Genomic DNA, 12,840 nt, shown 5'->3' with positions numbered 1-12,840 from the left:
CTTAGCCCTCCAGCACCGCGCGGATCGCGGCTTCGTTCACGTGATCATGCTCCGCGATCACAACCAGCTGGCTGCGGCGCGGCATGTCCCCCCAAGGGCGGTCGAACTGGCTGCGCACACGCTCGCCCACGGCCTGCACCAGCAGACGCATCGGTTTGTCCTGCACCGCGATATAGCCTTTGACGCGCAGGATTTTCTGCTCGCGCGCCAAGCGCAACACGGCGGCCTCAAGCGTGGCGACATCGGCGACTTCGCCCATGTCGATCACCACGCTTTCAAAGTCGTCATGTTCGTGATCGTCATGCCCGTCGTGGTGGCTGGGGCGCGCGTCGATGTCATCTTCGGCGGCGGCTTCCAGACCCAGCACAACGCGGGGGTCGATCACGCCTTCGGTCATCGGAATGATCGGCAGCTTGCGCGGCGCATGCGCCTCGATCACCTTGCGCGCGGCCTCGACGCCGTCGGGGCCTGCCAGATCGGCCTTGGACAGCAGCACGATGTCGGCGCAGGCGATCTGGTCTTCAAACACCTCGGACAAAGGCGTTTCGTGGTCCAGACTGTCGTCAGCATCGCGTTGCGCGGCCACGGCCTCCAGATCGGGGGCGAACTGCCCGCTGACCACGGCTTCGGCATCGGCCAGCGTAATCACGCCGTCCACGGTGATGCGCGACCGGATCGCTGGCCAGTCAAACGCCTTGAGCAAGGGCTTTGGCAGCGCTAGCCCCGACGTCTCGATCAGGATATGATCAGGCGTTTCAGGCAGGGCCATCAGCGCTTCGATGGTGGGGATGAAGTCATCGGCCACGGTGCAGCAGATACAGCCGTTTGCCAGCTCGACGATGTTCTCGGCGGGGCAATTGTCAATCGCGCAGGATTTCAGGATGTCGCCATCCACACCGGCAGTGCCGAATTCATTGACCAGCACGGCCAGACGCTTGGAGCCCGCGTTCTCCATCAGGTGACGGATAAAGGTGGTTTTGCCAGCGCCCAGAAAGCCGGTGATCACGGTAACGGGGATTTTGGTAAGGTTGGTCATTCGGTAGGCTCCTGTGGGGGAATGCGGGCGATGGATTGTTTGCGGAAGACCACGGGGCGTTCGCGCCAGGGCACCACGCCATCAGAGGTCTGGGCATAGGCAGAGACGCCCTTCACGATATCGGACAAATGCGCGTCCGTGTCGAGATCGCCGTACACATAGGTCCAGCGCGACGGGCCACCCGACAGGACCATCGAACAGCCCCGCGAACAGGCCGACAGACATTCGGCTCCGCGCAGCTGCACACCGTCGGGCAGATGCCCCGACAGCGCGTCAAACAGCTGTTGCCCGGGGCGCGGCGCGTCCTCGGCGGTGATCTGACCTGCGCGACAGGTGGTGCAGATGGTGACGGTGACCGGTTGATCCGTGGTGGTCATATCTTGCCTCATACGTCGATGGGCCAAGGGGGATCGCCAGCAGCGAACGACATGCGAACAGCGTTCTAGGCCAGTCGCGAAACACCCCGTTCGCCCGTTACAAACTATGCTGGCAGGTCTCCCGGCTTGCGGATCTAAGGCAGCTTGCCTTGCGAACCTTCACCTTCCCAGCCTGCGGGCCAGTGGTTGAAAGTTCTCTCCGGTCACGGTCGCGGGGGCGGCTGCGCTTGGCGCTGACCCAAGGCTGGATCAATGCGTATCGCGTTCCCTCTTCGCCTGTCTAGGACAGGAACCAACATACGCCCTGCATTGGTCATTTGCCCGCCCCTGTCAAGCTGCGCCTGTCATAACGCAGGGGCCAAACCCGCTTTGCGCCGATTTTCCCGCGGGCGACCAATGCGCAGGGCCGCGCGCGGATGCTTGACGGGATCACCGCAGGCTGACACCAAGGGCTGCACAAAAAACACGAGGTCCCGCCATGCCCACCCGCGCCATCATGATCCAGGGCACCGGATCGAATGTGGGGAAATCCATGCTGGTGGCGGGCCTGTGCCGCGCGGCGACGCGTCGGGGGCTTTCCGTCGCGCCGTTCAAGCCGCAGAACATGTCGAACAACGCCGCCGTCACCGAGGACGGCGGAGAGATCGGCCGCGCCCAAGCTCTGCAAGCGATCGCCTGCGGGCGGCCCCTGTCGGTGCATATGAACCCCATCCTGCTGAAGCCCGAAACCGACAGCGGATCGCAGGTGATCGTGCAAGGGCAGCGCCATAGCACCCTGCAAGCGCGTGACTTCAGCAAGGCCCGCGCAGGGCTGATGACCCCCGTGCTTCAAAGCTTCGGAATCCTCGGGCAAAGCGCCGATCTGATCATCGTCGAAGGCGCCGGCAGCCCGGCAGAGGTAAACCTACGCCAGAACGACCTTGCCAATATGGGCTTTGCCCGCGCCGCAGGTGTACCCGTTGTTTTGGCCGGAGACATCAACCGTGGCGGCGTCATCGCCCAGATCGTGGGCACCCAAGTGGTAATGGACCCGGAAGACGCGGCGATGATCACCGGCTTTCTAGTCAACAAGTTCCGCGGCGATGTCAGCCTTTTTGACGACGGCTACCGCGAGATTGAACGCCGCACCGGCTGGACGGGGTTCGGCACATTGCCGTGGTTTGCCAACGCGCATCTGCTGCCCGCCGAAGACGCGGTGGACCTGTCGCGCGCCCCCTCCGACGGCGGGTTCCACATCGTCTGCCCCATGCTCTCGCGCATCTCGAACTTCGACGACCTCGACCCGCTGGCGGCGGAGCCGTCGGTGCGGCTGACCATGGTCCCCCCCGGCACGCCGCTGCCCGCGGACGCCGATCTGGTGATCCTGCCGGGCACGAAATCCACCCGCGGCGATCTGGCTTTTCTGCGCGCCCAAGGCTGGGACATCGACCTTTATGCTCATGTGCGGCGCGGCGGCGCGGTGCTGGGAATTTGCGGCGGCTACCAGATGCTGGGACGGTTTATCGAGGATCCGCAGGGCTTCGAGGGCCCCGCGGGCCGCGAAGAGGGGCTGGGCCTGCTGGATGTCGAAACCCGCATGGCCCCGGACAAGACCCTGACCCGCGTCACCGCCGACCATGCCGCCACGGGCACGCAGATCGACGGCTATGAAATCCACATCGGTCAGACGGTGGGGGCCGATTGCGCCACGCCCTTTGCGCATATCAACGGCACCCCCGACGGGGCAGGGTCGCGCGATGGCAAGATCACCGGCACCTATCTGCACGGGCTCTTTACCAACGATAGTTTCCGCAGTGCCTGGTTGGCGCAACTGGGGCTGGGGGCAGGGCCGACCTCCTACAGTCAGACCGTGGAAGATACGCTCGACGCGCTGGCCGACCATATGGAAACCCATCTGGACGTGTCCGCCCTGCTGGCCTGTGCCGCACCGGTTGCATAACACCCGCGCTGACCTTTGGTCACGATCACGACGCTTGCTTAATTTTGTGATCGCGGGGATACATGCCGTCAAATTTACGCAAAGGACCCTTTGTTATGGAACGTAACCTGACCCTCGTTGCGCTGTTCGCTGCCCTGATTGCAGCACTTGCGTTGATCCCGAAATTCTCGCTTGGCTTTGGCGTGCCGATCACGGCGCAAAGCTTGGGCATCATGCTTTGCGGGACCGTGCTGGGGGCCAAACGCGGCGCGCTGGCCGTGCTGCTCTTCTTGCTGCTGGTCGCTTTGGGGCTGCCGCTTCTGGCCGGTGGCAACGGGGGGCTGGGTGCCTTCATGCTGCCGTCCTCGGGCTTCCTGATCGGCTTCCCCGTGGCGGCTTTTGTCACCGGCCTGATCGTCGAAAAATGGTACGGGCCCTCGCTGACCATCGTTGCGGCGGTTGCTTCGGTCATCGGCGGGATCGTCGTGCTCTATATCTTCGGGATCATCGGCCTGTCGATCGCGCTGGATAAATCGCTGCTGGAATCCGCCGCGCTGGTGACCGTGTTCATCCCCGGTGACCTGATCAAAGCGGTGCTTGCAGGCTTTATTACCAGCGGTCTGGCCAAAGCGCGCCCCGCCAGCGTCCTGTCGCGCAGCTGATCCGACGCAAAGCCTGAAACAGCGAAAGCGCCCCTAGAGGGGGGCGCTTTTTTCGTTGCCAAGGCAGACGAAGCCTTACCCCCGCGCATAGACATCCTCGTAGCGGATAATATCATCTTCGCCAAAATAGCTGCCGGTCTGCACCTCGATCAGCACCATAGGCAGTTTGCCGGGGTTCTCCATCCGGTGCACGGAGCCAAGCGGGATGTAGACTGACTGGTTCTCGCTGATCAGTTTCACGGTGTCATCCACGGTCACTTTCGCGGTGCCTTCGACCACAATCCAATGTTCCGACCGGTGGTGATGGCTTTGCAGGCTCAGGGCAGCACCGGGGTTCACCACGATGCGTTTCACCTGAAACCGCCCGCCGATCACAAGGCTTTCATACCACCCCCACGGGCGGTAATCGCGCGGCAGTTGGACCGCTTGGCTGGCATCCCGTTGCTTAAGCGCATCAACCGCTTCCTTCACCCGCTGCGCTTGCGATTTATCCGCCACCAGCACCGCGTCCCCCATGGCGACGGCGATGATATTGTCCAGCCCGATGCCGACCAGTTGCAACCCGTCGGTTTCCGACCGCAGCAGCGTGCCCGCACAATCAATCGCCGTGGCATTGTCGGAACAGACATTTCCCGCCGCGTCAGGCCCGCTTTCCAGCCAGACCGCATCCCAACCGCCCAGATCGGACCATCCGGCGGCGAACGGCATCACCGCGAGGTTATCCGCCTTCTCCATGATCGCATAATCGATAGAGATATCATCGGCTTGCCCCCAAGCCTCGGGCGCGAGACGGGTCAACCCCAGATCAGAGGTCGCCCCGTCAAGCGATGCGCGCACCGCGCGCACCATCTCGGGCGCGTGGGTCTGATAGGCGTCAATAATCGTCTGCGCGGTGAACAGGAAGATCCCGGCATTCCACAGAAAATTCCCCGCCTGCAACATCCCCTGCGCCTGTGCGCGATCCGGCTTTTCGACAAAGCGCGCAAGGGGTTGCGGGGTTTTGGCGCTCGCATCCGCCCCCTCGGCCAGCTCAAGATAGCCATAGCCCGTTTCGGCCCGCGTAGGCGTGATGCCAAAGGTCACCAGATCACCGGCCTGCGCGCGCGGCACCGCGGCTTGAACGGTCTGGACAAAAGCATCGCAGTCGGGAATCACATGGTCCGACGGGGCGACCAGCATCAGCGCTTGCGCGTCACTGCGCGCAATATACAGCGCCGCGGCAAGGATCGCAGGGGCGGTATTGCGTCCCTCGGGTTCGATCAGGATCGCCTGCGCCGCCCGTTCTACCTGCGCCAGTTGTTCGGTCACGATGAACCGGAACGGGTCGCCCGTCACCACAATCGGAGGGGCGAATCCGGGGCCGGTCAGACGCTTTGCCGAAATCTGGAACAGGCTTTCATCCCCCATCAGCTTGGCAAACTGTTTGGGGTAGCATTTGCGCGACAGGGGCCAAAGACGCGTCCCCGACCCGCCGCAAAGGAGAATAGCGTGCATCATGAGAGGCAGTTAATCTGAAAAATTCTAACGAGAGATTAATCAAATGCGAGAGATTTAGCTGCGCAGGCGATCCTGTCGCAAAAACCAATCATACGTCTCGCGCAGCCCGTCTTTCAGATCGATCCGCGCGCGCCACCCCATATCCGCCAGACGCGAGACATCCATCAGCTTGCGCATCGTCCCGTCTGGCTTCGACGTGTCGAACACCAGCCGCCCTTTGAACCCCGTCACCTCCGCCACCATCCCCGCCAGCGCCGCGATGCTGATGTCGCGGCCCGTGCCGACATTGATATGGCTTTGCATCGGGTGCGTCTGCGCAGCGTAGGCATCACGCGGCAGGTCGAGCACAAACAGCGACGCTTCCGCCAAATCGTCCACATGCAGGAATTCCCGCATCGGTTTGCCGCTGCCCCAAATCACAACCTCCGCCGCCCCGTCGCGCGTGGCCGCGTGGAAACGGCGGATCAGGGCGGGCAAAACATGGCTGTTCTGCGGATGAAAATTATCCCCCGGCCCATAGAGATTCGTTGGCATCACACTGCGATAATCCACGCCATATTGCCGATTATAACTTTCGCAAAGTTTAATGCCCGCGATCTTGGCGATGGCGTAGGGCTCGTTCGTGGGCTCAAGTAGGCCGGTCAGCAGGGCATCTTCCGCCATCGGCTGCGCCGCGTCGCGCGGATAGATGCAAGAGCTGCCCAGTTGTAGCAGCTGTTGAACCCCCGCCGCGAACGCCTGATGGATCACATTACATTCGATCATCAGGTTTTCGTAAATGAACTCAGCGGGATATGTGTTGTTCGCCATGATCCCGCCAACCTTGGCTGCGGCGAGGATCACCACATCCGGCACCTCAGAACGCATAAATTCGCGCACCGCCGCTTGATCGGTCAGGTCCAGTTCTGCACGGGTCCGCGTCACCAGTTCCAACGCCTCCCCAGCATCCTGTCGCGCCTGCAACTGCCGCAAGATCGCCCCGCCGACCATGCCACGATGCCCAGCGATATAGATCTTCCGCATGGGCCTATCCGTTCTCGAGCGGGATCGGCAGATCCAGCCCGTGCTCTTTCAACAACGCATGCCGCCGCGCGACCTTGAGGTCATTCGCCACCATCTCTGCACACATCTCTTGCGCGGTGATCTGCGGTTCCCACCCGAGTTTCTTCTTCGCCTTGGCGGGCGACCCCAGCAGCGTCTCCACCTCGGCGGGGCGGAAATACTGGGGGTCAATGCGCATCACCACATCGCCGGGGCTGACCGCGGGGGCATCCTCCCCAACAACGCTATCGACAACAGCATATTCATCCACGCCCGTCCCTTCGAACCGCAGGGTGATCCCGAGCTCTGCCGCCGACCACGTGATGAATTGGCGCACGGAATACTGTACGCCGGTGGCGATCACGAAATCCTCCGCCACGTCCTGCTGCAGCATCATCCACTGCATGCGCACGTAATCCTTGGCGTGCCCCCAATCGCGCAGCGCGTCGATATTGCCCATATAAAGACACCCCTCCAACCCCTGCGCGATATTGGCCAAGCCGCGCGTGATCTTGCGCGTGACAAAGGTTTCCCCACGGCGGGCGCTTTCGTGGTTAAAAAGGATGCCGTTGCAGGCATAGATCCCATAGGCCTCGCGATAATTAACCGTGATCCAATAGGCGTACATCTTGGCAACCGCATAGGGGCTGCGCGGGTGAAAGGGTGTTTCCTCCGTCTGTGGTGTCTCTTGGACCAAGCCATACAGCTCAGAAGTTGATGCTTGGTAAAAGCGGGTCTTTTTTTCCAACCCCAGAAACCGGATCGCCTCTAACAACCGTAGGGCCCCGTTGGCGTTCACCTCTGTCGTATATTCGGGCGTCTCGAAACTGACCGCGACATGGCTTTGCGCGCCAAGGTTATAGACCTCGTCCGGCTGCACCTCGCGCATGATCCGCGTCAGGTTCGAACTGTCGGTAAGATCGCCATAATGCAGGATCAGATCGGGGTTATCCTCGTGAGGGTCTTGATAAATATGATCAATCCGCTGCGTATTAAGAGATGACGACCGCCGCTTGATCCCGTGCACCTCGTATCCTTTGTCCAGCAACAACTCCGCCAAATAGGACCCGTCTTGACCGGTGATACCGGTGATCAGCGCGCGTTTTACCATCAGGGCCCCTAAACGAAAAATGTGCCTGCCCGAGGGGGCAGACACATCAACATTTACTCAACTTAGAGGATTCTGGCGAGTCTTGATGCAATCAGAAGGTTTGGTCGTAGTCGCCAACCTCCGGCTCTGTCCGGATCACCGCGTCCAGATCGGCGAAGATCGCGCGCAATTCTTCCTCGGATTCAGAGCTTTCGCAGACCACCACAAGGTTCGGCGTGTTCGAAGAGGCGCGCACCAGCCCCCAGCTGCCGTTGTCCAGGATCACCCGCGCGCCATTCACGGCCACGACCTCTTTCACGGGGCGGCCGCCCAACTCGGTCACGTCTTTCAACTTGGCGACGATCCGGTCGAGGATATCGTATTTGTCCTCGTCCGACGCATAGGGCGACATGGTGGGGGTGGAATATGTGTGGGGCAGGGCGCGGCGCAGGTCCGACATCTTCATGTCGGGGTTGCGGTCCATCAGTTTACAGACTTCGACCGCGACGCGCATGCCGCAGTCATAGCCACGCCCGATGGGTTCAGCCAGGAAGTAGTGGCCCGACTTCTCGAACCCCGCCAGCGCGCCCAACTGTTTGACCCGCCGTTTCATGTGGCTGTGGCCGGTTTTCCAATAGTCCGCCGTAACCCCATTGGCCTGCAAAACAGGGTCAGAGGCATAAAGCCCGGTCGATTTCACATCCGCGACAAAGGTGCTGTTGGGGTAAATCGCGGACAGATCGCGCGCCATGATGACGCCCATCTTGTCGGCGAAAATCTCTTCGCCCTCGTCATCCACCACGCCGCAGCGGTCGCCGTCGCCGTCAAACCCAAGCGCGAAATCCGCGCCCGAGGCTTTTACGCTGTCGGACATATCATGCAGCATTTCCATCGCTTCGGGGTTCGGGTTGTAATGCGGGAACGTGTAATCCAGCGTGTTGTGGCTATCGACCACCTCGACCCCGAGACGGCGGAACAGTTCGGGCGCAAAGGCGGCCGCGGTGCCGTTCCCCGTGGCGCAGACGACCTTGAGCTTACGGGTCATTTTGAAGTCACCCACCAGATCATCCAGATAGGCTTCGCGCACACCGTCGACGAATTCATACTTGCCGCCGTCGCGCTGTTCGCCACGCCCTTCCAGAACGATATCGCGCAGCTCTGCCATCTCGTCGGGGCCGTGGGTCAGCGGGCGTTCAAAGCCCATCTTCACGCCGGTCCAGCCATTGGGGTTATGCGACGCGGTGACCATCGCCACCGCTGGCGCATCCAGATGGAATTGCGCGAAATAGGCCATGGGCGACAGACAGGGGCCGATATCCTTAACGTGAATACCCGCCTGCATCAGGCCCAAAATCAGCGCATTTTTAATCGATAGGGAATAGTCGCGGTAATCATTGCCCACAGCGATAACGGGCTCGATCCCGCGCTGTTGCATCTGCGTGCCCAGACCAAGCCCAAGCGCGGTGATGCCCGGCAGGTTGATCGCCTCGGGGTACTGCCAGCGCGCGTCATATTCGCGAAAACCGGTGGGGGCGATCATGGGGTCGCGCAGAAATTCCCATGTGTTCGGCGTGACTTTGGGCAACGGCTTGGTCATGAAATATCCTGATCTATCAGCGTTAAAATACTGCCCTCTTCGATAGAAGGAATGCGTGCAGGGATCAACTGACAGCAAGGGCGCGGGACGGTTTGTTGCCGACGGGGCGGCAAGGTGCCGGTCAAACAACCGGCAGTGCCTGCGAATGGTTCCCAAAGAAAACGCCCCGCCCTTTTGCAAAAGGACGGGGCGGATAGGTCGCGATGCTGTGGTGCCTTAGCCGATGATGGCGTTCAACGTGGCCGAGGGGCGCATCACCGCTTCGGTCTTGGCGGGGTCCGAATGGAAGTACCCGCCCAGATCGACAGGCTTGCCCTGAACCTCTGCCAGCTCGGCCATGATCTTGTCCTCATTCGCCGCCAGTTTTTCGGCGATGGGGGCAAAATGTTCGGCCAATGCGGCGTCGTCGCTCTGGCTGGCCAGCGCCTGCGCCCAGTAAAGGGCAAAGTAATAGTGGCTGGCGCGGTTGTCCGGCTCGCCCACTTTACGCGATGGCGACTTGTTGTTGTCCAGAATGCCTTGGGTCGCGGCATCTACGGCTTTGCCCAGGACGGCGGCCTTGGCATTGTCCTTCTGGTCCGCGAGGAACTTGAGGCTCTCCCCAAGCGCACAGAACTCGCCCAGGCTGTCCCACCGCAGGTGGTTTTCTTCAACCAGCTGCTGCACGTGCTTGGGGGCAGACCCGCCCGCGCCGGTTTCAAACAGGCCACCGCCCTGCATCAGCTTGACGATCGACAACATCTTGGCCGAAGTGCCCAGTTCCAGAATGGGGAACAGGTCGGTCAGATAGTCGCGCAGCACGTTGCCGGTGATCGCGATCGAATTCTCGCCCTTACGGATTGTCTCCAGCGTCTGGCGCGTGGCCTTGGCGGGGGACATGATCTGGAACTTGTCGGCCACGCCCTTGGCTTCAAGGATCGGCTTTACGTAGGCGATCAGCTCTGCGTCATGGGCGCGGTTCTCGTCCAGCCAGAAGATCGCCTCGCAGCCTTCGGCTTTCTGACGGTCGATGGCCAGCTGCACCCAGTCCTCGATCGGGGCCTTGCGGGCCGAGGCCGCGCGCCAGATGTCGTTCGCTTCGACGCTGTGCTCGGAAATCACGTCGCCATTGGCGGCGATCATTTTCACGGTGCCGTCCGCGGGGATCTCGAAGGTGGTGGGGTGCGACCCGTATTCCTCGGCCTTCTGCGCCATCAAACCGATGTTCTGCACTGTGCCCGAGGTCGTCGGGTCCAGCGCGCCGGTTTCCTTGAAGTAATTAATGCTTTCTTCATAGACCGGAGCATATGAGTTGTCGGGGATCACGCAGTTGGTGTCGTGTTCCTTGTTGTCGGGGCCCCAGCCCTTGCCGCCAGCGCGGATCAGCGCGGGCATGGACGCGTCGATGATCACGTCGGATGGCACGTGCAGGTTGGTGATCCCTTTGTCGGAATTCACCATATACATCGGCGGGCGTGCATCCATCGCGTCTTTGACGGCTTGGGTGATTTCGGCATTGTCCTTGATCCGCTCCATCATGTCGCCGATGCCTGCGTTCGGGTTCACACCGGCCGCTTTCAACGCGTCACCGTATTTGTCGAAGACGGGCTTCAGATATTCCCGCACCGCGTGGCCAAAGATGATCGGGTCCGATACTTTCATCATCGTCGCTTTCATGTGCAACGAGAACAGCGTGCCGTCTTTCTTGGTCTCTTCGATCTGCTCGGCCAGGAATTTGTCCAGCGCCTTGGCAGACATGAAGGTGGTGTCGACCACAGTGCCCGCGGGGAAAGAAACGCCATCCTTCAACACGGTCTCGGTCCCGTCGGCGGCAACATGCACGATTTTGGCGGCACCAGCCTGCGCCTCGGTCAGCGTCAAGGATTTCTCGTTCGAGAAGAAATCACCGCCCGACATCGACGATACTTTGGTTTTGCTGTCCTTGGACCATGTGCCCATCGAATGGGGGTTCGCCATCGCGTATTTCTTGACCGCATTGGCCGCGCGACGGTCCGAATTGCCTTCGCGCAGAACGGGGTTCACCGCAGAGCCCTTGATCGCGTCATAGGCCGCGCGGGCTTTCTTTTCCGCGTCGGTGCTTGGCGCTTCGGGATAGTCGGGCAGCGCATAGCCCTGACCCTGCAATTCCTTGATCGCGGCCACCAGCTGCGGCACCGAGGCAGAGATATTCGGCAGCTTGATCACATTGGCGTCGGGCGTTTTCACCAGATCGCCCAGGATCGCTAGATCGTCGGACTGTTTTTGCGCCTCGGTCAGCGCGTCGGGGAAGGCCGCCAGAATACGCCCCGACAAAGAGATATCACGGGTGCCCACAGAAACCCCTGCCGCATCGGCAAAGCTGCGGATGATCGGCAGCAGCGAATAGCTTGCCAGTTCGGGGGCCTCATCGACCTGCGTGTAAATGATGTCGGGTGTCTGTGTCTCAGCCATGGTATCCAGCCTTTCCTGAAGTTTGGTATGCGATAGTACACTTAGTTTGAAATATCCACCTCCCCCGCGTCGCGAAGGCAGCGAAACTGCGACCAGCGGCGGCGAAACGCGCAGGGCGATGCCCAAGCCACGACATAGCGCCCCCCGCAGCATTGCAAAACGAATCACTCACCTCTCCTTGGGCCGAGCGGGGTTGATGCCGTTAACGCTCACACACGCGGTAAGTGCAGGCAATGAACCCATACCGTGTCACGCTGCCTATTTGTTCAACCATCAGGGGGATGTGCCCTCTGGTAACAGGTGATTCGGTGCAATTCTTGGTCGCAAACCAAAGCCGATGTCGCTAAGCGCACCCAAATCCCGAGGCAACGAACTGGTTTACTTTGATTTTTGATAAAGTTTGTAAAAAATGCTGAAGCGCCGCAATAATAACAGTCGCGGGGCATGTGTGACCACTGCCGGACCGCGCAACGCGCAGGTCATGCACCTTGATGGCCTGATCAGAGGGACCGGGGTGTCATGACGGACCGAAAGGAAGACGGCACAAGCAAGGATGGTCGCGTCGCCCGCGGCGAGATCACCCGCGAACGCGTGCTCGACGCGGCAGAGCGGTGCTTCGCCGAGCTTGGCTTTGATGCGGTCAGCATCCGCCGGATCGCGCGCGAGGCCGAAGTCACGCTGGGTGTGGTCGGCTTTCACGGTGGTACAAAGCAAGAGCTTTTCGTGACCGTGCTGAAACGGCGGGTCGAAACGCTCAACGCCATGCGGATGGCGCGGCTCGATGCGCTCAAATCGACAGAGCGGCTTACGCTGGAAACGCTGATCGACGCCTATGTCACCCCGTATCTCGAAATCGCCTCGCGCGGGGATCCGCAATGGCGGGCCTATGCGCAGCTGGTGGCGCGGATCATGTCTGACGAACGCTATTACCGCGAAGCAGGGCCGCTTTATGATCGCGTCGCCTCTATCTACCTTGATGAAATGGCGCGTCTGCGTCCTGATGCCGACCGTGAACAGCTTGCCGCGGTGCTGTCGCTGACCGTGTCCTCGATGGTGTCTATCGTCGCAAGTGGCATCCGCATTGCGGGCCTGTCGCAAAGTGATCGGCGCGAAAGCCCTATGGTGTATCGCCCGCTCTTGCTTGATTTTTGTGTGGGTGGCGTTCTGCGCGCGCTTGAGCCAAAGTGCTAGG

General features: G+C 61.1%; 10 protein-coding genes and 1 riboswitch. Of the genes, 3 read left to right on the top strand and 7 right to left on the bottom strand.

All coding sequences use genetic code 11. The features are described from left to right. Position 1: 1 nt before the first annotated feature. Both cobW and ABM428_RS14265 read right to left on the bottom strand, forming a co-directional pair. The gene (cobW, locus tag ABM428_RS14270; RefSeq protein ID WP_009825395.1) at positions 2–1,036 is read right to left on the bottom strand and encodes a cobalamin biosynthesis protein CobW; all 1,035 of its coding nucleotides are present in this window, start codon (positions 1,034–1,036) and stop codon (positions 2–4) included. After that, positions 1,033–1,413 carry a DUF1636 domain-containing protein gene (locus tag ABM428_RS14265; RefSeq protein WP_005850076.1) on the bottom strand — a complete coding sequence of 127 codons (381 nt, stop codon included), beginning with the start codon at positions 1,411–1,413 and terminating at the stop codon, positions 1,033–1,035. Before ABM428_RS14265 ends, cobW begins: the two co-directional genes overlap by 4 nt. A gap of 93 nt (positions 1,414–1,506) precedes the next feature. After that, positions 1,507–1,725: riboswitch (cobalamin riboswitch) on the bottom strand. A gap of 166 nt (positions 1,726–1,891) precedes the next feature. Here ABM428_RS14265 and ABM428_RS14260 point away from each other — a divergent pair. Next, positions 1,892–3,352 (top strand): cobyric acid synthase, encoded by a 1,461-nt coding sequence (locus ABM428_RS14260; RefSeq protein WP_353628025.1) that lies wholly within the window; start codon positions 1,892–1,894, stop codon positions 3,350–3,352. A 95-nt stretch (positions 3,353–3,447) separates the two neighbouring features. Next, positions 3,448–3,993 carry a biotin transporter BioY gene (locus ABM428_RS14255; RefSeq protein WP_009825393.1) on the top strand — a complete coding sequence of 182 codons (546 nt, stop codon included), beginning with the start codon at positions 3,448–3,450 and terminating at the stop codon, positions 3,991–3,993. A 75-nt stretch (positions 3,994–4,068) separates the two neighbouring features. Here the strand turns inward: ABM428_RS14255 and ABM428_RS14250 are convergent, their stop codons facing one another. From ABM428_RS14250 to ABM428_RS14230, 5 genes are all read right to left on the bottom strand, one after another. Next, a complete protein-coding gene (locus ABM428_RS14250; RefSeq protein WP_353628024.1) occupies positions 4,069–5,490 on the bottom strand; it encodes a mannose-1-phosphate guanylyltransferase/mannose-6-phosphate isomerase in 1,422 nt (473 codons plus the stop codon). Between the two features lie 54 nt (positions 5,491–5,544). Beyond that, on the bottom strand, positions 5,545–6,513 hold the full coding sequence (locus ABM428_RS14245) for a GDP-L-fucose synthase (protein ID WP_353628023.1): 969 nt from the start codon (positions 6,511–6,513) through the stop codon (positions 5,545–5,547). Between the two features lie 4 nt (positions 6,514–6,517). Continuing rightward, positions 6,518–7,642 (bottom strand): GDP-mannose 4,6-dehydratase, encoded by a 1,125-nt coding sequence (gmd, locus tag ABM428_RS14240; protein WP_132998164.1) that lies wholly within the window; start codon positions 7,640–7,642, stop codon positions 6,518–6,520. A 91-nt stretch (positions 7,643–7,733) separates the two neighbouring features. After that, positions 7,734–9,218, bottom strand: a complete 1,485-nt coding sequence (locus ABM428_RS14235; protein WP_132998165.1) for a phosphomannomutase/phosphoglucomutase — start codon at positions 9,216–9,218, stop codon at positions 7,734–7,736. A 216-nt stretch (positions 9,219–9,434) separates the two neighbouring features. Then, positions 9,435–11,648, bottom strand: a complete 2,214-nt coding sequence (locus ABM428_RS14230; protein WP_341205093.1) for an NADP-dependent isocitrate dehydrogenase — start codon at positions 11,646–11,648, stop codon at positions 9,435–9,437. A 519-nt stretch (positions 11,649–12,167) separates the two neighbouring features. Here ABM428_RS14230 and ABM428_RS14225 point away from each other — a divergent pair. After that, positions 12,168–12,839 (top strand): TetR/AcrR family transcriptional regulator, encoded by a 672-nt coding sequence (locus ABM428_RS14225; protein ID WP_005850058.1) that lies wholly within the window; start codon positions 12,168–12,170, stop codon positions 12,837–12,839. Position 12,840: the final 1 nt, after the last annotated feature.

It is taken from the genome of Sulfitobacter sp. TCYB15, assembly GCF_040435955.1.
Taxonomy (GTDB): domain Bacteria; phylum Pseudomonadota; class Alphaproteobacteria; order Rhodobacterales; family Rhodobacteraceae; genus Sulfitobacter; species Sulfitobacter pontiacus.
Note: the sequence above shows the minus strand (reverse complement) of the source record. Positions and strands in the feature narration are given on the sequence as shown.